Origin of the sequence: Microbacterium hanjuni (assembly GCF_043556395.1) — a bacterium.
In the GTDB taxonomy this organism is placed as follows: Bacteria; Actinomycetota; Actinomycetes; order Actinomycetales; family Microbacteriaceae; genus Microbacterium.
The window spans coordinates 381,715-403,042 of record NZ_JBIGIK010000003.1 but is presented as its reverse complement, the minus strand read 5'-3'; the positions used below and the strand labels follow the sequence as shown (position 1 = coordinate 403,042).

General features: G+C 68.9%; 15 protein-coding genes. 14 read left to right on the top strand and 1 reads right to left on the bottom strand.

Annotation, left to right across the window (positions count from 1 at the left end):
- Nucleotides 1–28: 28 nt before the first annotated feature.
- From ACFXP5_RS14125 to ACFXP5_RS14095, 7 genes are all read left to right on the top strand, one after another.
- On the top strand, nt 29–754 hold the full coding sequence (locus tag ACFXP5_RS14125) for an HAD family hydrolase (protein WP_394545427.1): 726 nt from the start codon (nt 29–31) through the stop codon (nt 752–754).
- Nucleotides 755–794: 40 nt separating this feature from the next.
- Nucleotides 795–3,338, top strand: a complete 2,544-nt coding sequence (locus tag ACFXP5_RS14120) for a glycoside hydrolase family 65 protein (protein ID WP_394529061.1) — start codon at nt 795–797, stop codon at nt 3,336–3,338.
- Nucleotides 3,339–3,551: 213 nt separating this feature from the next.
- Nucleotides 3,552–4,832, top strand: a complete 1,281-nt coding sequence (locus ACFXP5_RS14115; RefSeq protein WP_394545115.1) for an ice-binding family protein — start codon at nt 3,552–3,554, stop codon at nt 4,830–4,832.
- Nucleotides 4,833–5,126: 294 nt separating this feature from the next.
- Nucleotides 5,127–6,212: an ice-binding family protein gene (locus tag ACFXP5_RS14110; protein ID WP_394545113.1), complete on the top strand. Its 1,086-nt coding sequence runs from the start codon at nt 5,127–5,129 to the stop codon at nt 6,210–6,212.
- 131 nt (nt 6,213–6,343) lie between these two features.
- Nucleotides 6,344–8,572, top strand: coding sequence for a DNA polymerase III subunit gamma and tau (locus tag ACFXP5_RS14105; protein ID WP_394545111.1), 2,229 nt, complete (start codon nt 6,344–6,346; stop codon nt 8,570–8,572).
- 2 nt (nt 8,573–8,574) lie between these two features.
- Nucleotides 8,575–9,168: a recombination mediator RecR gene (gene recR / locus ACFXP5_RS14100; protein ID WP_394529057.1), complete on the top strand. Its 594-nt coding sequence runs from the start codon at nt 8,575–8,577 to the stop codon at nt 9,166–9,168.
- Nucleotides 9,165–10,097: a DMT family transporter gene (locus ACFXP5_RS14095; RefSeq protein WP_394545109.1), complete on the top strand. Its 933-nt coding sequence runs from the start codon at nt 9,165–9,167 to the stop codon at nt 10,095–10,097. The genes recR and ACFXP5_RS14095 overlap by 4 nt, the downstream gene beginning before the upstream one ends.
- A gap of 124 nt (nt 10,098–10,221) precedes the next feature.
- On the opposite strand, the gene ACFXP5_RS14090 is transcribed toward ACFXP5_RS14095, so the two are convergent.
- Nucleotides 10,222–10,710 (bottom strand): hypothetical protein, encoded by a 489-nt coding sequence (locus ACFXP5_RS14090; RefSeq protein ID WP_394545107.1) that lies wholly within the window; start codon nt 10,708–10,710, stop codon nt 10,222–10,224.
- 176 nt (nt 10,711–10,886) lie between these two features.
- On the opposite strand from ACFXP5_RS14090, the gene ACFXP5_RS14085 reads away from it, so the two are divergent.
- From ACFXP5_RS14085 to ACFXP5_RS14055, 7 genes are all read left to right on the top strand, one after another.
- Nucleotides 10,887–11,435 carry a YegP family protein gene (locus ACFXP5_RS14085; RefSeq protein ID WP_394529054.1) on the top strand — a complete coding sequence of 183 codons (549 nt, stop codon included), beginning with the start codon at nt 10,887–10,889 and terminating at the stop codon, nt 11,433–11,435.
- Nucleotides 11,428–13,089 (top strand): serine/threonine protein kinase, encoded by a 1,662-nt coding sequence (locus ACFXP5_RS14080; protein WP_394545105.1) that lies wholly within the window; start codon nt 11,428–11,430, stop codon nt 13,087–13,089. The genes ACFXP5_RS14085 and ACFXP5_RS14080 overlap by 8 nt, the downstream gene beginning before the upstream one ends.
- Before the next feature lie 174 nt (nt 13,090–13,263).
- A complete protein-coding gene (gene pstC / locus ACFXP5_RS14075; RefSeq protein ID WP_394529052.1) occupies nt 13,264–14,322 on the top strand; it encodes a phosphate ABC transporter permease subunit PstC in 1,059 nt (352 codons plus the stop codon).
- The gene (gene pstA, locus ACFXP5_RS14070) at nt 14,319–15,761 is read left to right on the top strand and encodes a phosphate ABC transporter permease PstA (RefSeq protein WP_394545103.1); all 1,443 of its coding nucleotides are present in this window, start codon (nt 14,319–14,321) and stop codon (nt 15,759–15,761) included. Before pstC ends, pstA begins: the two co-directional genes overlap by 4 nt.
- Nucleotides 15,758–17,362, top strand: a complete 1,605-nt coding sequence (pstS, locus tag ACFXP5_RS14065; protein WP_394545101.1) for a phosphate ABC transporter substrate-binding protein PstS — start codon at nt 15,758–15,760, stop codon at nt 17,360–17,362. The genes pstA and pstS overlap by 4 nt, the downstream gene beginning before the upstream one ends.
- Nucleotides 17,363–17,574: 212 nt before the next feature.
- Nucleotides 17,575–20,124 (top strand): hypothetical protein, encoded by a 2,550-nt coding sequence (locus ACFXP5_RS14060; RefSeq protein WP_394545099.1) that lies wholly within the window; start codon nt 17,575–17,577, stop codon nt 20,122–20,124.
- A 71-nt stretch (nt 20,125–20,195) separates the two neighbouring features.
- A complete protein-coding gene (locus tag ACFXP5_RS14055; protein WP_394545097.1) occupies nt 20,196–21,305 on the top strand; it encodes a substrate-binding domain-containing protein in 1,110 nt (369 codons plus the stop codon).
- Nucleotides 21,306–21,328: the final 23 nt, after the last annotated feature.

The window sequence follows — 21,328 nt, the reverse complement described above, 5'->3', positions numbered from 1 at the left end:
CATCCTGGAGGTTCCCGTGTCCGACGAACTGACCGCGCTGCCCGACCTCGCGTCGTACGAGGGCGTGCTGTTCGACCTCGACGGTGTGCTCACCCCCACGGCCGAGGTGCACATGCGCGCGTGGCGGTCGATGTTCGAGCAGCTCTTCGCCGACTGGCACATCACGCCCCCGTACACCGACCACGACTACTTCGAATACCTCGACGGCAAGAAGCGCTATGACGGCGTCGCCGGTCTGCTGCGCAGCCGTGACGTCGAGGTGCCGTGGGGAGAGCCCACCGACGCGCCGACCGCCGACACCATCAGCGGCATCGGCAATCGCAAGAACGAGTTCTTCACGAAAGCGCTGGAGACCGACGGCATCCAGGCCTACCCGGGTTCACTCGCCCTCGTCGAGCAGCTGCAGGCCGCCGGCATTCCGATCGCCGTGGTGTCGAGCTCGAAGAACGCCGAAGACGTGCTGCAGGCCGCCGGCATCCGTGATCGCTTCCCCGTCGTGATGGACGGCGTCGTCGCCGAGCGCGACCACCTCGCCTCGAAGCCCGCGCCCGATGTGTTCCTCGAGGCGGCGCGGATGCTGGGAGTCGAACCCGCGCGATCGGTCGCCGTCGAAGACGCCATCAGCGGCGTGCAGTCCGCCGCTGCGGGCGGTTTCGCGGTCGTCGTCGGTGTCGATCGAGGCGCCGGGGCGGACAAGCTGCGCGAAGCCGGGGCGACCGTGGTCGTCGACGACCTTTCCGCGTTCGTAAACTGACGTTTCGAGGAACCCGAAAATCCTCACCGGAAGGCATCACATGATGGATCGTGGTCGGTTCCCCGTCGACGAGTGGCGTCTCGTCGAGACCGAGTGGACGCTCGAGGACGCCGGGGTCACCGAGACCCTGTTCGCGGTGGGCAACGGCTACCTCGGGATGCGCGGCAACCAACCCGAGGGACGCTTCGCGTACGAGTCGGGCACGTTCATCAACGGCTTCCACGAGATCTTCCCCATCCGTCACGCCGAGCAGGCCTACGGCTTCGCCGAGGTCGGCCAGACGATCATCAACGCGCCCGACTCCAAGATCATGCGGGTGTACGTCGACGACGAGCCGCTGTCCTTCGACGTGGCGGACGTGCGCGACTACGAGCGCGCCCTCGATCTGCGCGACGGCGTGCTGCGCCGGCGCCTGCAGTGGTGCACCCCCTCGGGAAAGCTCGTCGAGATCGTGGACGAACGGATCGTGTCGTTCGAGGAGAAGCACCTCGCGGTGATGCGCTTGACCGTCACCGTGCTCAACTCCGATGCGCCGGTGACCATCAGCTGCCAGCTGCTGAACCGGCAGGACGGCGAGGGCATCTACGGCGGTCGTCCGATGACCGGCACGGTGAAGACGGGCTTCGACCCGCGCCGCACCGACAAGCTCGAAGAGCGGGTGCTGCAGCCGCAGGAGTACTGGCAGGACGGCGAGCGTTCGGTGCTCAGCTACCGCGTGACCGAATCGGGGATGACGCTCGCCGTCGCCGCCGATCACCTCATCGAGACCGAGAACGAGTACACCGCTCGCCGGCTCATCGAACCCGACATCGCCAAGAACGTCTTCCGTGTGCAGGCCAAGGCGGGCGTGCCGACGACCGTCACCAAACTCGTGAGCTACCACACCTCCCGCGGCGTGCCGGCGCGCGAGATCATCGACCGCTGCCGCCGCACGCTCGATCGCGTGCGATCGGAAGGGGTGGAGAAGGTGTTCGTGCGCCAGCGCGAATGGCTCGACGCGTTCTGGGAGCGCTCGGACGTGCGGATCGAGGGCCACCCCGACCTGCAGCAGGCGACACGGTGGTGCCTCTTCCAGGTGGCCCAAGCCGCGGCGCGCGCCGACGGTCAGGGCGTGCCGGCCAAGGGTGTGACCGGATCGGGCTACAGCGGCCACTACTTCTGGGACACCGAGATCTACGTCCTCCCGTTCCTCACCTATACGACGCCGCTCTGGGCGCGCAACGCCCTGCGCATGCGCTACCTCATGCTGCCGGCCGCCCGCCGTCGTGCCCACCAGCTCAACGAGGCCGGCGCGCTCTTCCCCTGGCGCACGATCAACGGTGAGGAGGCGTCCGCGTACTACGCCGCGGGCACCGCCCAGTACCACATCAACGCCGACGTGAGCTTCGCGCTGGCCAAGTACATCCGGGTCACCGGCGATGTCGATTTCCTCGATTCCGAAGGCGTCGACATCGCCGTCGACACCGCTCGCCTCTGGGCGACGCTGGGGTTCTGGCGCTCGAGCAACAACACGCACGACGGCGACGGCGACACGTTCCACATCCACGGGGTGACCGGCCCGGACGAGTACACGACCGTCGTCAACGACAACCTCTTCACGAACGTGATGGCGCGCTTCAACCTGCGCTTCGCGGCGCGCACCGTGCGCGAGATGGAGGAGGCCGACTACGACGCCTACCTCAGCATGGTCGAGCGGTTGAACCTCGACCCCTCCGAGCCCGAGATGTGGGACCGCGCCGCCGAGGCGATGCACATCCCCTACAGCGATGCCCTCGGCATCCATCCGCAGGATGCCGTGTTCCTCGAGCGCGAGATCTGGGACCTCGAGCACACGCCCGCCGACCAGCGCCCCCTTCTGCTGCACTTCCACCCCCTGGTTATCTACCGCTACCAGGTGCTGAAACAGGCCGACGTGGTGCTGGCCCTGTTCCTGCAGGGCAACCACTTCACCGCCGCGGAGAAGCTCGCCGACTTCCAGTACTACGACCCGCTGACGACCGGCGACTCGACGCTGTCGGGCGTGGTGCAGTCGATCCTCGCCGCGGAAGTGGGCTATCAGGATCTGTCACTGGAGTACTTCAAGGAGTCGCTGTTCGTCGACCTCGCCGACCTTCACCACAACGCCTCCGACGGCGTGCACGTGGCATCGGCGGGCGGTGTGTGGACCTCGCTGGTCTCCGGCTTCGGCGGTATGCGCGACCACTTCGGCGACCTCACCTTCGATCCGCGCCTCCCCGAGGGCTGGCCCTCGTTGTCGTACGTGCTGCACTGGCACGGCACGCCGCTGAACATCACGCTCACGGCCACCGAGATGACCGTCGAGGCTGGAGAGGGCGACCCCGTCGACTTCTCCGTCCGCGGCACCGGCTACGCCGTCCATGGCGGCACGACGCTCGTCGTTCCGCTCGATGGGCAGGGGCCGTTGATCGCCGGTCGGCCTTCCCTCCGTCAGTTCGCCGACGCTCGTCGGGAGGACGGCACCCTGCTGTCCGCCTCGGTGCCCACGGTGACGGCGGCCATTCCGATCGTCACGGAAGAGACGACCGAAATCGTCGGGGAATCGCCTGTCGAGGTGGATGTCTGATCGCGGAGCCGACCAACCTACCCGTCGGTACGGGATCGCGGAAGAGGGAATCCAATCCGGTGGGCAATGGCTATGCGGTTTCTACCGGGGTTTTACTGGATTGCGTCCCTGACCTCGCATTTGCGTAGGCGGAGCGCTCCTTCTCGCGGACACTGAGGGTGGCTCATTTCGGGCCGTGTTCTCCCGCATCTCGGGAGATTAGAGGCGGTTCCCATGGGGATCCACACGTCCACCCCGACCGAGCCGCAGCGCTCCTCGCGCTTGCTGCGTCGGGCCCGCACCCTCGGCGTCGTCACCTTCGCCGCGACCCTCATCGCCATGACCGCCGGCGCGTCCAGCGCCTCGGCCGCGACCGCCCCCGGACTGGGCGGAGCCGACTCCTACGTCGTGCTCGGTGGAAGCACCGTGACGAACACGGGATCCAGCGTCTTGAACGGCGACCTGGGCGTCAACCCGGGCGAGGCGATCACCGGCTTCCCGCCCGGCCTCGTGGCCGGCGGCACGACGCACGCGGGCGATGCGCATTCCCTCCAGGCGAAGAGCGATCTCGTCGTCGCGTACGACAATGCCAAGGGGCAGGCCCCCGACGTGACGGTGTCCGCGGACCTCGGCGGCCAGACCCTCGTCGCCGGCACGTACTTCTCCGCCTCGACGGCCGCGCTGACCGGCACGGTCACCCTCGACGGTCAGGGCAGCAACGACGGGGTCTGGATCTTCCAGGTCGGTTCGAGCTTGACGACCGCCAGCAGCAGCGTCGTCTCCCTGACCAACGGCGCCCAGCCGTGCAACGTGTTCTGGCAGGTCGGCGAGTCGGCCACGCTCGGAACCGGTTCCGTCTTCGTCGGCACGGTCATGGCCCTGACCTCCATCACCGTCACGAACGGCACGACGGTCGAAGGTCGGGCTCTCGCGCGCAACGGCGCGGTCACGCTCGACAACAACACGTTCGTCAAGCCGCGATGCGACGTGGTCTACGACGACGACGGTGACGACGGCACCGGCGGCGACGATGACGGCACGGGCGGTGGCGGTGACGACGGTACCGGCGGTGACGACGGTACCGGCGGTGGCGGAGACGATGGCACGGGCGGCGATGACGGTACCGGTGGTGGCGGAGACGATGGCACGGGTGGCACCGGCGATGACGGCACCGGCGGCACCGGCGGCACCGATGGCACCGGCGGTGGCGGAACGGGCGTAACGCCCCGCGACAGTTTCTTCGTCCCAGGTAACGGGGGAGAGGATGCCACCCCCGTAACGCCGGACACCACACCGGCGACGCCCAGCGTCACCGGGGGAGAGTCGACGCCCTTCTCCTTCCGGGATCGCGTGGCAGCATCCGACAGCTCGATGGACACGCTGGCCGCCACCGGGAGCGAGACCCCGAGCCTGTGGGTGCTTCTCTCGGCAGGCGCCCTCACCGTCGTCGGTGGAGGGGCGCTGATCACCCAGGCGATCGTTCGCCGCAACCTCCGACGGACGGATGCTGCCTGACAGGCGTCATCCTGCAGAGGCGACAACGCGCTTCGTGGCCATGGTCTCGAGGCGCGTTGTCGCGTCGACGGGGTGAATTGTGTCGATCGACAGAACACAGTAACGGTCCACAAGGTCACGCGAAAGAGGCAATCCAATTCGGCGAGGACCAGATACGCGGAAAGACGCGGTTCGCCCCGAAATAACCCTCTGATCACCCTCTTTCATAGGGAAACAAGTCCCCCCTCGGTACTCTGAGGTAATGCAATTCGGGGCTGTGCCCTCCCGCATTTCGGGAGGTTTGAGGGGGCTATCGTGAATTCGACCATTCCGTCAGAATCGCCGCGTCATCCGCGCTGGCGTCGGCCACGCGCACTCGGCGTCGCCACCTTCGCCGCGACGTTGATCGCCATGACCGCGGGCGCATCGAGCGCCTCGGCGATAGGTTCCGCTCCCGGCCTGGGCGTCGCCGATTCCTATGTCGTCCTCGGCGGGGCGTCGGTGACCAACACCGGCAGCAGCGTGCTCAACGGCAATCTGGGCGTGTCCCCGTCGTCCACCGTCACGGGATTTCCTCCCGGGCTCGTTCAGAACGGCGTGATTCACGCGGGTGACGAGAGCGCCGCCCAGGCGCAGGCTGCCGCTCTGACTGCTTACAACAACGCCGCCGGGCAGGCGTCGGACGCCGCATCACCCGCGGAGCTCGGCAACCAGACGCTCCTTCCGGGCGTCTACGAGTCGAGCTCCTCGGCAGGGTTGACGGGAACCTTGACGCTGGATGGCCAAGGATCCGAAGACAGTGTGTTCATCTTCCAGATCCCCAGCGCCCTCACGACGGCGAGCAGCAGCGTCGTCTCGCTCATCAACGGCGCATCGGCGTGCAACGTGTTCTGGCAGATCGGGTCATCGGCGACCCTCGGAACCGGCTCGCAGTTCGTCGGCACGATCATGGCCGACGCCTCGGTCACGGTCACCACGGGCACCACTGTCACCGGTCGCGCGTTCGCGCTGAACGGCTCGGTCACCCTCGATACCAACACCTTCATCGACTCCCGGTGCGCCACCGATGGTGGCGGGGGAGACGACGGTGACGGGGATGGCGACACGGGCGGCGGTACCGGCGGCGACGGCAGCGGCGGCACGGGTGGCACGGGCGGAACGGGTGGAACCGATGGGGGAACGGGTGGCGGAACCGGTGGCGGTACCGGCGGGCCCGGCACCCCCGGATTCGGGATTCCGGGCGGCCCGGGCGGACGCGGTGGGCTCGACACGCTGCCCGCGACCGGCGGCGACGCCTCGGCTCCGTGGCTGATCCTCGGGGCTGGTGCGCTCACCCTCCTGGGCGGCGCGCTCGTCACCCAGGCGGTGTACGGCCGACGGGTCCGGCGCTCAGCGGAATAGTTCCACCCGGCGCGTGATGCGCGATGAACGCGCTTCGGAGCAGTCGCCCCGGAGCGCGTTCATCGCGTCGGAGAGGAGAAGTCCCCAGGGCCGGCTCTCCCCGGCGCGATGTCGGTGGCACGCCGTAGGCTATGGGGGTGACGACAGCCCTTTACCGCCGGTACCGCCCTGAGGCGTTCGGCGAGATGATCGGGCAGTCCCAGGTCACCGATCCGCTCATGACGGCACTGCGCAGCGACCGCGTCGGGCACGCTTATCTCTTCTCGGGCCCGCGCGGGTGCGGCAAGACGACGTCAGCCCGCATCCTCGCCCGCTGCCTCAATTGCGCGGCCGGCCCCACCGACACCCCCTGCGGCACGTGCGACAGCTGCGTCGAGCTGGGGCGTGGCGGCGGTGGATCGCTCGACGTCGTCGAGATCGACGCGGCGAGCCACAACGGCGTCGACGACGCTCGCGACCTGCGCGAGCGCGCGATCTTCGCGCCGGCGCGCGATCGTTTCAAGATCTTCATCCTCGACGAAGCGCACATGGTGACGCAGCAGGGCTTCAACGCCCTGCTCAAACTCGTCGAAGAGCCGCCCGATCACGTCAAGTTCATCTTCGCGACGACCGAGCCCGAGAAGGTGCTCGGCACCATTCGTTCTCGCACGCACCACTACCCGTTCCGGCTGGTGCCGCCCGCGGCCATGCTGTCGTACGTGCAAGAGCTCTCCGAGACCGAGGGCGTGGCCGTCGAGGCCGGAGTGCTGCCGCTCGTCGTGCGCGCGGGCGGCGGTTCACCGCGCGACACCCTCTCGCTGCTCGATCAGCTGATCGCCGGGTCCGATGTGGCGGCCGAGTCGGGCACCGTCACCGTCCGCTACGAGCGCGCCGTCTCCCTGCTCGGCTACACGCACGCCGAGTTGCTCGACGAGGTCGTCGACGCCTTCGGGGCGAAGGATGCTGCGGCCGCCTTCGCTGCGATCGACCGGGTCGTGCAGACCGGCCAAGATCCGCGTCGCTTCGTCGACGATCTCCTCGAACGCCTGCGTGATCTCATCGTCGTGGCAGCGACCGGGCAAGGCGCCGCCGCCGTGCTGCGCGGATCGTCCGAGGAAGAGCTGCGTCGCATGGCCGACCAGGCCACCCGCTACGGCACCGACCGACTGTCCCGCACGGCTGACCTCGTCGTGTCAGCGCTCGACGAGATGACGGGAGCCACCTCGCCCCGGCTGCACCTCGAGCTGCTCGTCGCGCGCGTGCTGGCCGACGCCGGAGCTCCCCCTGCCGCGGCTGCGGCAGCATCCGTTTCTCCTCCCCCCGCAGCGGCTCAGCCGCCGACCCCGCCCGTGCGCGCCGAGGCGCCCGCGCCGGTGAGCGCCCCGGCCCCCGAGGCCGCGCGGCCCGAGCCGGCCCCCGCGGCCGACACCGAGCCCGCACGGCCCGCGCCTGCCGAGCCGGGCCCCGCGGCCGACACCGAGCCCCCGGTCGCAGAGCCCCCGATCGCCGACCCGCAAGAGAGCGAGCCGCCGCCCGCGGCCGACGCGTTCGCTCCCGCGGCCCCCGCCGGGGTCGTCACGGTGCAGCGCATGCGCGACGCCTGGCCCGAGGTGCTCGCGCAGCTCGAGACGCTGAGCCGCTCGTCGTGGTTGCTCGTCACGGCTGCCCGGGTCGTCGCGTTCGACGACGACGTGCTCACGCTCGCCTTCGCAAGCGCCGCCGATCTCGCCGCTTTCAAGAAGCGCGCAGCCGGATCCGGTCCCAGCGAAGACCTGCGGCAGGCGATCATGGGCGTGCTGGGCCTGCGCGTGAAATACCTCGCGAAGCACGACGGCGAGTCCGACGGCGGTGACGGCCCGGGGGCACCCGAGCGGCCGTCATCGACGCCGCCCGCCGCAGATCGCCAGCCTGCTCCGAGCTCGCCTCCTGCCCCGACTCCTGCGCCCGCGCCGTCTGCGCCGGTCACCGACTGGGCTGTCGCCACGATCCCGTCTTTTCCCGACTCGGGTTCCAGCGCGTCGTATGCGCCCCCGTCGGGCGTCGGCTCGGTGACGGCGCCGCGGTCCGTGAGCCAGTTCCCCGTCGACGACGAACCCGAAGACGCAGCCCCCGCCGCAACGCGCACGGCGACGCTCGCGTCGGTGCGCGAGGGTGCCGTTCTGCCCGAGCGCGAGGTCGAAGCATCCATCGTCGACGAGGACGCCGACGACCTGCCGCCGACGGAGGAGCCGCTCGACGTACCGGTGCCGCCCGTCGTCGCCCCGCGTATTGCAGCGACCAGTACCGGCGTACAGCGCTACGGCGAGCCCGTGGTGCGGCAAGTGCTGAGCGCGCGTTTCGTGCGTGAAGAGCCCTACGAAGCTCCGACGAGGTTCAACTAGCCATGTACGACGGCATCGTTCAAGACCTCATCGACGAATTCGGGCGCCTTCCCGGCATCGGACCCAAGTCGGCGCAGCGCATCGCGTTCCACATCCTGCAGACACCGTCCTTCGACATCTCGCGCCTCTCCGTGCTGCTGGGGGAGTTGCGCGACAAGGTGCGGTTCTGCGAGATCTGCGGCAACGTGTCCGAGCAGGATCGATGCAGCGTGTGCCGAGACCCGCGCCGCAACCCCGCGCTCATCTGCGTGGTCGAAGACGCGAAAGACGTGGCGGCCATCGAGCGGACGCGGGAGTTCCGCGGGCTCTATCACGTGCTGGGCGGCGCCATCAGCCCGATCGCCGGCATCGGTCCCGACGACCTGCGCATCACCTCGCTGATGCAGCGTCTCGCCGACGGCACGGTGCAGGAGGTCATCCTCGCCACGAACCCCAACCTCGAGGGCGAAGCGACCGCGACCTACCTGAGCCGCCTGCTGCACACCCTCGAGATCCACGTCACCCGCTTGGCATCAGGACTCCCGGTCGGGGGCGACCTCGAGTACGCCGACGAGGTCACGCTCGGTCGCGCCTTCGAGGGCCGCCGCACGGCGTGAGCACCGCGCCGGTGACCCGCTTCACCCCTCGCGCTTGGCTGTTGTTCGCCACGATGGCCGTTCTGTGGGGCGTGCCGTACCTCTTCATCAAGGAGGCTGTGGAGTCGCTGTCGCCTCCCGCCGTGGTGTGCATCCGCACTCTCGGCGCCGCCCTCCTGCTGTTGCCGTTCGCTCTTCGGCGCGGAGTGCTGCGCCCGGCTCTCCGGCAGTGGCGCTGGGTGCTCGTGTTCGCGCTGCTCGAGATGGCCGGGCCCTTCCTCCTCCTTGCCCACGCCGAGCAGACCCTGCCGTCGGGGATCACCGGGCTTCTCGTGGCGACGGTGCCGCTGTTCGCGGCGATCATCGCCTTCGCCGGTGGCGACCGGAGTGCCCTGAAGCCGTTGCGGCTCGCCGGGCTCGTGGTCGGGTTCGCGGGCGTCGCCGTGCTCGTCGCCGGCCCGGGGCTGTCCTTCGGCGACGGACCCCTCGGCGCCCTCGCCATCGCCGAGGTGCTGCTCGTCGCGGTCTGCTACTCCATCGCGCCGTTCGTCGTGACCCGCCATCTGCGGGAGGTGCCCGCGCTCGGTTCGGTCACGCTCTCGCTGCTCATCGTCGGTGTCCTCTACCTACCCGCCGCTCTGCTCACCACCCACTCCGCCCCGACGGCGCGCAGCGTGGTGTCGGTGGTCGCGTTGACGGTGCTGTGCACGGCCGTGGCGTTCCTGGTCTTCTTTGCGCTCATCGGCGCCGTCGGCCCTGCCCGGGCGCCGCTGTTCACCTATCTCAACCCGATCGTGGCGATCCTGCTCGGTGTCGTCGTGCTCGGTGAGCACCTCAGCCCCGCTCTGCTCCTCGGGTTCCCGCTGGTGGTCCTCGGCTGCTGGCTCGCGGCGACGGGCGGACGCTTGCGCGTGCCCCGTGATGCGCCGCCGCCGGTCGCGCCCGGCTGACGGCCGGCTCGCGTCGCATCGCCAACTCGGAGAATCGGCTCAACTCGGTGCGATCCCGGCGAATTCGCACCGAGTTCAGCCGATTCTCCGAGTTCGGTGAGCGGATGCCGGCGCCGGAACCCGCTCAGCGCAGCACTTCGACCAGTGCGACCCACGAGGTGACGATCGCCGACACGATCGCCAGGAGGCACCCGGCGGCCGCCAGCGCGAAAGCCGCCGCCGGCTCGCTGAACACGACGATGCCCGCCGCCGCGTAAGCCGCGACCGGGAGAAATCCCACGGTCCCCTTCAGAAGCCGGAGGCGATCAGCCGGGTCGGGGTCGCGCAGGATCACGCGCGCCGCATGGATCGCGAAGGCCGCTGCTCCCGCCGACGCCGCCAGCACAACGGCACCGAACCAGGTCGCCGAGATGTCGGGGACGAGTTGCAGGCCCCCCACGATGATCGCGAGCACCAGGGTGGCGATCGCTGCGGCCAATCGAGAGGTGACCGTGGCGGCCTTGACGATCACGGCGATGTTCACGCTCGAGGCGACGATGACGAGGCCGGCGAGAGCTGCGGTGGCGCCCACCATTGCGACGTTGAACTCGCTCCAGCCCTGCACTGCCTCCATGAGCGGATGCTAGCGCTCGGGCTGCCGGGAGGGGAGGGCGCGAGACGCTCACCGCTCGTATACCGATCGGCCACCTGTCGATGTGTCGCCGTACACGCGGACCAGACAGCTTCAAGGTCCGACGGTCGAGCGCGTTCATCAGGGACTCACAGGAACGGCCGGACGATGGGGGCACGATGAGCGAGGCGCTCCCTCGGCGTGCCACGATCGGCGGCCGTGTCGTCTTCGACACCTTCCGCTCGGTCTACGACCCCATGCTCGACTCGTGGCTGGTCTTTCGCGCGCAGATCCTGCCCGACGTCTCGGCGACACCCCCCGACATCATCGCCGCCGGCTCCGATCGCGAACGCTCCCGTGCCGGCCGGTACGGGGTCTGGCGCATCCTCGCCACCAACAATCGCGAGTTGGGGCGGGGCACCGGACTGTTCGCCACGCCGACCGATGCGATGCAGACGGTGACGGCTTTGCAGCGAGACGCCCCGCTGCTCGCCGCGGCCGTGGTGCGGGGGTCGGCGCCGATGACCCACGGCTGGGTGCTCCGCCGCGAGGGGGAGCCCGTGATGACCTCGTCGCGCTGGTACGAATCCGCATCCGAGGCCGCGACCGCAGCGCGCACGGCACGCGCCGTGCTGGGCGTCGCGACCATCGCGAACGGCGTCAACATCGGCACCCAGTCGGGACGCCGGTTGCGCCGCGAGATCGTCCCTGTGAACCCGATTGTCTGACGGGAACTCTGTCGACCCCGCGGGGCTCGTCGCTGGACGGTTTCGGGTTCTCGGCCTGCTCGGCTCCGGGGCGACCGCCTCGGTGTACGAAACTCTCGACACGGTCGACGGTGGGCGGGTCGCGGTGAAGGTGTTGCACCCGCACCTGGCTGAGAGGGGTGCGCTCCGCGACGCGTTCTTGCGGGAAGCGCGCACGGTGGGTGGCATGCAGCATCCGTCCCTCTGCCGAGTGATCGACTTCGGCGAGACGACGACCGACGGGGAGGCGGAGGCCTGGACGGCGTGGGAGGTGGCTCCCGGCATGACGCTCGCCGAGCACGTCCGCGAGCGCGGGCCGCTGTCGGTCCCGTCGGCTGTCGACATGGCTGCACGCGTGCTGGCCGGTCTCTCCGAACTCCACCGGGCCGGTCTCGTGCACCGCGACATCTCACCCGCGAACATCGTGATCGACGTGGATGCGGCCGGACGCCTGCGCGACGCCCGCGTCATCGACTTCGGTCTCGTCGATGTGGTCGGCTCCACCACCCGCGGCAGCGACGTCTTGCGGAGCGAGGACGGCGACGGCGTCGTCGGCAACGTGCAGTATGCCGCTCCCGAACTGTTGCGAGGGGAGGGCGTCGGCCCGGCGGCTGACCTCTACCAGCTCGCGGGTGTGCTGTACTTCGCGCTCGTCGGCAGCCCTCCGTTCCCGCGCGAGACCTCCGCCGCCACGATCCGGGCCCACCAGCTCGCCACACCCCCAACGGCCTCGGTGCGGGTCGCGGGGGTGCCCGTGGCGGTTGATCGCGCGATCGTGCGAGCCATGCTCAAGGACCCCGAGGCACGTTTCGCCTCGGCGGACGCCCTGCGCGCCGAGCTGCTCGCCGCTGCCGTGACGCGCACGGGCGCCGTCACCGCCGCGGTCGATCGCACGACGCGGACACGGGTCATCGCGGCGCCCGCACCACCGGCTCCTGTTCCGCCCGTCGGCGACGACGAACCGGTGGACCGCGCCGGGTCGCCGTGGATCTGGGTGCTGGCCTTGGTGTCGGTCGCCCTGGTCGTCGGAGTCGTCTTCGCCATGACGTCCGCACGCCCCGAGCAGGTGGCACGACCGACCGCGGCCCCGACGGCGGCGGCGACACCGACGTCCGCACCGCAACCTTCGGCGACACCGTCCGTCGCGCCGGTCGAGGTGGCTTCGGCGGCGGTCCCGGCCCTGGAAGGACTGGATGCGGATGCCGCCCGCTTAGCCCTCGAGGAGGCCGGCCTTTCGTTGGGTGAGGTCAGGACGTCGGATTCGGCGCGGCCGGCCGGCCTCGTCCTCGCGAGCGAGCCCGGGGTGGGTGCCTCGCTGCAACGAGGCGGGGTCGTCTCGCTGACCGTGGCCAGCGGGTCCAACGGGGTACCCGACGTGATGGGGCTCGAACAGCAGTCCGGAGCCGACGCACTCGCCGCTGCCGGTTTCATCCCCGCGACCAGTCCCCAGCCCAGCGCGTCGGCGAGTGGGACGGTCGTCGCCATTCAGCCCGGGGCGGGGGAGAGTGTGCCCCTCGGTTCCACCGTTGTCCTGGTTGTCGCCACACCGCTGCCGGTAAGCCCTCCGGTTGCGCCGTCCACCCCGACTCCCGCGCCGTCACCCTCGCTGACCCCGACGCCGGGGGCAACGCCCTGACCTCCCTCGCTCATGCTTGGGACAGTCGTCCTTCGCCTGCGGGACTCCGCCCGTTCACGTTCGGCGCCCACGATGACCAAGACCCGGCCGGAACCCGCCGCCGGTCGTTCTCTCAGGAAGCCCCATGAGTCGAGCTTTCCGCCTGCCCGCGGGCCCCTGCGGTGAGTCCCGCTCATGACGACCGTCGAACCCGACGACCTGACACAGCTGCTCACCCCTCCGCCGGACGAGCCGGCAGAGCGTACGTCGACGGTTGATCGGGCCACTGCGCGCGAGCTCAAGGCGCGTCCGACGCGATCCGACTCGATCTTCCGCACCCTTTCCTTCGCAGCCGGCGGCATCACGGTCGCCATCATGCTCGCGGTCGGCTTCTTCCTCGCGCTCCGGGGCGGCGAAGCGCTCAGCGTTGCCGGCCCCTCGTTCCTGGTGACCCAGGAATGGTCGCCGGAAACGCGGCAGTTCGGCATCGCCGCCGTCCTGTTCGGGACGTTCACCATCGCGCTGATCGCGACGTGCGTCTCCGTTCCGCTCGCCCTGGGGACTGCGCTTCTCATCTCCGAGATCGTCGCCCCCCGTGCGCGGTCGGTCCTGGTGAGTCTGGTCGACCTGATGGCCGCGGTGCCCAGCGTCGTCTACGGCTTGTGGGGCCTGTTCTTCCTCCAGGCGGCCGTCGTTCCCGTGGCCCAGTGGATCTCGACCTACTTCGGATGGATTCCCTTCTTCGCCGTCACGGGGCCGGACGGCGAGCGGCTGACCGATGCCAGCGCCTTCACCTCCTCGGCCTTGATCGCGGGCATCGTCGTCGCGCTGATGGTCGCGCCCACGCAGACCTCGGTCATGCGGGAAGCGTTCTCCCAGGCCCCGGTCGGCGAACGAGAGGGCGCCCTCGCGCTCGGCTCCACACGCTGGGGAATGGTCCGCACCGTGGTGCTGCCCTTCGGCCGGGGTGGCATCATCGGCGGCACGATGCTCGGGCTCGGGCGCGCTCTCGGCGAGACGATCGCCGTGTACATGATCATCTCGCCCATCTTCACCATCAACTGGCAGGTGTTGAAGACGGGCGGAAACTCCATTTCCGCCCTCATCGCGCTGCGCTACGGCGAAGCGAACGAGTTCGGGCTCTCGGCTCTCATGGCCGCCGGCTTGGCTCTGTTCCTGATCACCCTCGTCATCAACTTCACGGCGTCGTCCATCGTGGCGCGGTCGCGTTCCGGAGCGGAGAGCGACGGATGACCCTCGCGGCAGACGACACCATCACGACCTTCGTCGAGCCGGCCGACGTGCCGGACGCCTCGGTTCTCGCGGATCCAGCGGATGGGCGCGACTACCCCCGGACCGCCCTCCCCAGCCCGGGCGACACCCCGATCGGCCCCCGTCGTCAGCTCGGCGTGGCCGCCGCAGAAGAGTCGTTCAACGTTCTCGGCGCCCTGGGGGCATCCTTGGCCGTCGCGACACTGTTGTTCGGCTGGCTGACGCCGATGACCGGGGCGGTCGGATGGGCGGTGGTCAGCTACCTCGGATTCGTCGCCATCTATGCCCTGCTGATCGCGCTGCGTTCCGACCGGCTCGAGGTCGCGGATCGCGTGATGACGGCCCTTCTCTACACTGCCGGGGCGATCCTGCTCGCGGCCCTCGTGTTCGTCGTCGTCTTCATCATCATCCGGGGCCTGCCGGCGATCGTGCACCTGAACTTCTTCGTTGAGACGATGCAGTCGACCGGTCCCCTCGACTCGCTCGACAAGGGCGGCATCTACCACGCGATCGTGGGCACCCTCATCCAGATCGGCATCGCGTTGGCGATCGCGGTTCCGCTCGGGATCGCGACGGCCGTTTTCATGAACGAGATCGGTGGCCGGTTCGCACGGTTCGTCCGCACGATCTCCGACGCGATGACTGCGCTCCCCTCCATCGTGGCGGGCCTGTTCATCTACTCGGCCGTCATCATCCTCATCACCCACGAGCGCTCGGGTTTCGCGGCATCGCTCGCCATCACCGTGATGATGCTGCCCATCATCATCCGAGCCTCCGACGTGGTCCTGCGCCTCGTCCCGAACAACCTCCGCGAGGCGTCCTATGCTCTCGGAGCATCCCGCTGGCGCACCGTGTGGACGGTCGTGCTGCCGACGTCGCGTTCGGGCCTCGCCACGGCAGTCATCCTGGGAACGGCGCGCGGCGTCGGCGAGACCTCGCCGGTGCTGCTGACGTCGGGAGTGACCGCGTACCGGAACCTCGACCCGTTCCACGGGCCGATGATCTCGCTGCCGCTCCAGGTCTTCGACTTCGTCAAGTCGCCGGAGCCGAACATGATCGCGCGCGGGTTCGGGGCTGCCGCCACCCTCATCCTGCTCGTGCTTCTGCTCTTCATCGTCGCGCGTCTCGTCGGCGGCAAGGGGCCCGGTCAACTCAGCCCGCGGCAGCGTCGCGCCCGCTCGGCCGCGTCGATCGCCGACCTCGAGCGCATCAACCAGCGGACGAAGATGCGCGCTGCCATCTCCACCGCGCTGGTGGCACCGATCTCCGTCGCTGTGCCGGATTCGGGTGAGTTCGAGCCGTCGATCGCCGGTGACGAATCGGACGCGCCGGAAGCATCCCCACCGGCGGCTGGGCCAGCATCCGAACACACCCGAGTCATCTCTCCCGACCCCACCGATTCTCCGAAGGACCCCTCGTGATCCGCCGACGTACCCGCCTGCTCGCGACCGCTCTCGTCGCTCTCCTCGTCGCCGCCGGACTCACGTCGGGAGTGGGGCCCGCGGCAGTCGCGGCAGACTCCTGGGCTCGCATCTCGGGCACCGGCTCGACGTGGTCGCAGAACGCGCTGGACCAGTGGCGCACCAATGTGCAGAACAACTACGGGATGGCCGTCAATTACAACGGTGTCGGCTCCTCAGCCGGCCGGCGCGACTTCATCAGCGGCACGGTCGACTTCGCAGTCAGCGAGATCCCCTTCCAGGCCAAGCCCGAGGACAACACTGCACCCGAGGTACCGACGACCGGGTTCGCCTACATGCCGATCGTCGCCGGTGGTACGTCGTTCATGTACAACCTCAAGATCGGAGGAAAGCGCGTGACCAACCTCCGGCTCTCCGGAGAGGTCATCGCCAAGATCTTCAAGGGTCAGATCACCAAGTGGAATGACGGTGCGATCCAGGCCGACAACCCGGGTCTCGCGATGCCGGACAGGTCCATCGTGCCCGTCGTCCGTTCCGATGGTTCGGGCTCCACCGCCCAGTTCACGCTGTGGATGTCGAAGCAGCACGGCGGGGTGTGGAACACGGGAATGACCTCGCAATTCCCCACCCCGGCCAACGGCAAGGCGCAGAACGGCTCGCTGGGAGTCGCGGGGTACGTCAGCCAGGACTACGGCGAGGGCGCCATCACGTATGTCGAGTACTCCTACGCTCTCAAGTCGGGCTTCCCCGTCGCGAAGGTGCTGAACTCCGCCGGCTATTACATCGAGCCGACCGCGTCATCCGTCGCGGTCGCCATGCTGCAGGCGCGCATCAACACCGACCTCACCCAGATCCTCGACGGCGTGTACAACAACTCGGACCCGCGTACCTACCCGCTGTCGAGTTACTCATACATGATCGTTCCGACCGAGGTGGCGGGGATCTTCACGAAGGACAAGGGGCGCACTCTCGGCGCCTTCGCCGAGTACGTGCTGTGCGAGGGGCAGCAGCAGGCCGAGCAGCTGGGGTACTCGCCGCTCCCGATGAACCTCGTCATCGCCGGGTCCGACCAGATCAAGCGGATCCCCGGCGCGAACACGGGCGGCATCGACACGAACAAGTGCAACAACCCGACTTTCAAGCCCGGGGACTCGCCGTCGAACAACCAGCTCGCGGTCACGGCCAAGCAGCCGGCGGCCTGTGACAAGCAGGGGCCGGATCAGTGCACGACGGGTACGGCCGGCGCACCCGGCACCACGCCGGTGACGGGTTCCGGAGCAGGCGGCTCGTCCACGGATGCCGCAGCGAGCGCCGGTGGCGATGCGGCCGCCGCTGGGACGCCGGCAGCTGGAACAGCGCCGGCGGATGCCGGGCCGGCAGGAAGCGCCGCAGCACCGCTCTACGACGCGAATGGAAACCTGATCTCGAGCGCCTCCGCGGGAGGTGCTGCCGCAGTCTCATCGCCGTTCACCCTCGCCGAAGGCGGCTGGGGAGCGCCTCAGATCCTCATGCTCGCGGCGGGGATTCTGCTCCTGGCGGCGATCATCGCTCCGCCACTGACTTCCCGACGCCTTCGACGCGGATCGGGAAAGCGCACCTGAGCTGTCGGCGGGAACCGGGGTCGACACCCCGGCTCCCCTTGGCGTGCGAAAACGCCTCTCACCAGGACTTCTTGCTGCAGTAAGAACCCCGCCCCGGTGCGCCATGAGAAGGCGGGGCGTCGTTGATGGATTGTTCATCTGGATTTCAGAGCCCGCCCATAATTTCGAGTTGTCGGCAGGTCCCGTCTGCCGTCTAAGTCTGGAGAAGTACCGTGCCGACGGCTGCCCCCGAGCGCCGGTCGACGAGAGGCTTTCTGTCCGGTGTCACCGGCGTACTCGTCACCGCTTTCGTCTTCGCGACGATGACCCTGAGTGGTTTGGCGACCGCCCAGCCCGCCGCTGCTGACGACTCGACGGCGACGTCGGTGAAAGCATCCGATTACGACAAGGATGCGGCGAACTCCCCGTTCCCGGAGCTCGAGCTCACCGTCTCCCAGACGCGCGGACTCATCTCCCAGGGCATCGAGGTCGGCTGGACCGGTGGAAAGGAATCCACGCCGCCATCCAGCCAGACCGGCGGCGAGAACTTCCTCCAGTTCGCCCAGTGCTGGGGTGACGACCCGGCGAATCCCGGCCACCCCGACCGCACGACCTGCCAGTACGGCGCATTCGTGAGTCCCGGCGCCACCCGTGACGGCAATCGAGCCCCGGGAAGCGTCACGCCGGAGGACGAGCAGTATTCCACCCCCGACAACGGGTCGCTCGATCCCGGCTACACGGCCATCCCGTTCAAGTCGGCCAACGGCGAGACCATCGCAGCTGTCGTCGACAACAAGCGTGTCCCGGGCGTGAACGTCAACACCAATGCCTATTTCACGCAGTACACCTCCAATGAGATCCCCTGGGCGGGCTCAGGTGCCGACGGAACCGGCAGCACCAAGTTCGAAGTCCAGACCGTCGTGCAAGCGCAGGGTCTCGGGTGCGGGTCCCGCGTCACGGCCGCCGACGGCAGCGTGAGTGGCGCTTCGTGCTGGTTGGTCGCCATCCCGCGCGGCACGAGCGACGGCGGTGAGGCTTCCATCACCGCCTCCGGCCTCAACTCGGATGTCTGGAAGCACCACGTCGCCGTCAAGCTCGATTTCCGTCCCGTCGGGATCAACTGCGAGATCGGCGCAGCGGAGCGCCAGATCGCGGGCAGCGAGCTCATCGCGACGGCCGTCGGGTCTTGGCAGCCGAGTCTCTGTGCGGCCCCGGGCGGGGACGTCTACACGATCATCACGGGCACGGAGAGCGACGCCGTCGCGACAGCCAATTTCGCGACGGACACCTCCGCCCTGGCGCTGACCTCGCTGCCCTACAGCGGTGAAGGCACCGACAACCTCGTCTACGCACCGATCGGTCTGACCGCCGTCTCCGTCGCGTTCGCGATCGACCGTTTTCCCAAGCAGGACGGGACCGTGCCCGACGAGGTGCTCGACAAAGCGCGGTTGCCGTTCGAGTCGATGAAGCTGACGCCGCGTCTCATCGCGAAGCTCTTGACGACCTCGTATCGGGACTCCCTGCCGAACGACGCGGACCGCACGCACCTCGGTCACAAGAAGGGGGACGAGTACGTCCCCAATCCCCGGAACCTGCTGTTCGACCCCGATTTCCTGGCGATCAACGACGCGGAATGGGCGCAACAGGCGATCGCCGGGGTGGGTATTTCCGACATGCTCATTCCGCAGGGCCGATCGGACGTCGCCACGATGCTGTGGCGCTATGTGATGGCGGATGCTGACGCCCGCGCCTTCCTCGAGGGCAACCCCGACCCGTGGGGCATGGTCGTGAACAAGTACAGCTCGACCAACGGGACGATCAACCCCACCGGCACGGGTCTGAGCCTTCCGCGCGACAGTTTCCCCAAGGCCGATCCCACCGAGGTCGCCGCTCGGGATGACGGCCAGACCGCCATCAACCTCGTGACGTGGCGCCCGTACACGAACAACTTCGACTCGTCCGGGTACCTCACGCTCCGCGGTGACGCGCAAGCGCTGGGTTCGTGGGACGCGTTCGGAAATCCGCCGCGGTTCAGCAAGGTCACCCGCAGTCTCCCCGGGTCTCAGGCGGTCATCTCGGTGACGGACAGTTCAGCGGCCGAGAAGTATCAGCTGGTGACGGCGTCGCTCAAGACACCGTCGGGGAGTTTCGTTGCACCGACGACGGATTCCATCGCCGCGGCGGGAGCAGCCATGACGGCCAGCGCCGCGCAGCCGCAGGTTCTCGGCTTGGACCTGGGCTCGCCCGCGGTTCAGGCTGCGAGCTCCGCCTACCCGCTCTCGATGCCGGTGTACGCCGCGGCCAACCCGAGTCTGAGCGACGCCGACATGCGAGCGAGCTACGCCTCGTTCATCCGCTTCGCCTCCACGACCGGGCAGAACCCGGGCGAGCAGATCGGCGATCTACCCGCCGGTTATGCCCCGCTCCCCTCAGCCTGGCGCGACCAGGCGGCTGTCGCGGCCAACGTGCTCGAGAACGGCCTCCCGCCGGCGGCCACGCCGGGATCGGCACCGGTGAGCGAGCCTCTCGCGAACGGCACACCGCGCTCGACGACCTCGGCGGCGGGTGCCGCACCGGCCGCCCCCGTTGCGCAGGCCGCACCCGCGGCGGGGGAGACCAACCCCACCGCGTCCGGCGAGGTGGCGGGGGCACTCGCGGGCGCCGAAACCCCCGCTGACCCCGACGTCGCGGGACTCGCCGCCACGTTGCCCGCGAGCCTGCTCGCCGGCGCCTTGAGCGCCGCGGCGGTGCTCATCATTCCCCGACTTCCACGTCGAGCCTGACGTCGGACCTTCGCTTCACCTCACTGCACCACCCGAAACAACCATCCAACACCTCACCAGATAGGTACTCAGTGAAGCTCAAGAAGATTGCCGCACTCAGCGCGGCATTCGGCCTCGTCCTTTCGGGCGTCGGCCTCGCCACCGCAGCCTCCGCGGAGCCCGTGTCCAACAGCTACGTGGCTGTCGGTTCGGACACCCTGCAGGACTCGATGAACGCCCTCACCAACGGCACCAGCGCCTCGGGCACGTTCGTCCGCATCTCCGCGGGCGGCCAGAGCGTCGGAAACTACGACGCTTTCGGATCACCGGCCATCCAGACGAAGCCGAACGGCGTGTACTTCGCTCGCCCGAACGGATCGGGTGCTGGTCGTGACGCTCTGCGTCGCTCGCTCGACGGCAACACGTTCGCCGTGCAGGGCAACACCACTCCCGCCCGCGCCATCGCGGGTCAGGTCGACATCGCCCGTTCCTCGGGTGGACCGGGCTCCGGCACCACTGACGCCAACGGCCGTCTGCTCTACGTCCCCTACGCTCGCGACGCTGTCGCTTACGCGTACAAGGGTGGAACAGCAGCATGGGCGAACATCACCCCGGCGCAGTTGAAGGCGATCTACGAGGGCACCCTGACCTCCATCGACGGCGTCAACATCAAGCCCCGTCTGCCCCAGACGAGCTCCGGCACGCGCACGTTCTTCCTGGGCGCGATCGCGGTCACCAACCCGGCCGGCGTCGCTGACGCGTCGAACACCACGGTTCCCGAGAACGACGCCGCCGTCCTCGGTGACGGCGAGATCATCCCGTTCTCCGCGGCGAGCTGGATCGCCCAGGCGAACAACGTCTCGGGCGTCAACACCATCGCCACGGCAACGGGTGTGTCCCTGGGATCGCCCGTCGCAGGTCAGGCACCCTTCACGGGCACCGCTCCCGCGCTCGTACCCAACTCGGGCTTCTACTCGAACACCACGTTCGGTCGGGACACCTACCTGATCGTTGCTCGCTCGCGCGTGCAGCAGGCGTTCACCTACACCGGCTCGCTGCCGTACGACCCGGCCCTCTCCACCCTCGTCACGTCGCTCACGAACTTCGGAAACGCGCCGACGAGCGCGGGTGCCGTCAAGCGCAAGTTCGGCTTCCTCGCTCCGCTGTCCACCACCGCCATCACCGCGTACCCCGCGGGCTGACCCCTAACAGACTGGGAAACACG

What these genes read in the sequence shown, in the direction of transcription:
- ACFXP5_RS14120 (WP_394529061.1), top strand. Translation starts at nt 795, where the DNA reads ATGATGGATCGTGGTCGGTTCCCCGTCGACGAGTGGCGTCTCGTCGAG.
- ACFXP5_RS14115 (WP_394545115.1), top strand. Translation starts at nt 3,552, where the DNA reads ATGGGGATCCACACGTCCACCCCGACCGAGCCGCAGCGCTCCTCGCGC.
- ACFXP5_RS14105 (WP_394545111.1), top strand. Translation starts at nt 6,344, where the DNA reads ATGGGGGTGACGACAGCCCTTTACCGCCGGTACCGCCCTGAGGCGTTC.
- recR (WP_394529057.1), top strand. Translation starts at nt 8,575, where the DNA reads ATGTACGACGGCATCGTTCAAGACCTCATCGACGAATTCGGGCGCCTT.
- ACFXP5_RS14090 (WP_394545107.1), bottom strand. Translation starts at nt 10,710, where the DNA reads ATGGAGGCAGTGCAGGGCTGGAGCGAGTTCAACGTCGCAATGGTGGGC.
- ACFXP5_RS14085 (WP_394529054.1), top strand. Translation starts at nt 10,887, where the DNA reads ATGAGCGAGGCGCTCCCTCGGCGTGCCACGATCGGCGGCCGTGTCGTC.
- pstC (WP_394529052.1), top strand. Translation starts at nt 13,264, where the DNA reads ATGACGACCGTCGAACCCGACGACCTGACACAGCTGCTCACCCCTCCG.
- pstA (WP_394545103.1), top strand. Translation starts at nt 14,319, where the DNA reads ATGACCCTCGCGGCAGACGACACCATCACGACCTTCGTCGAGCCGGCC.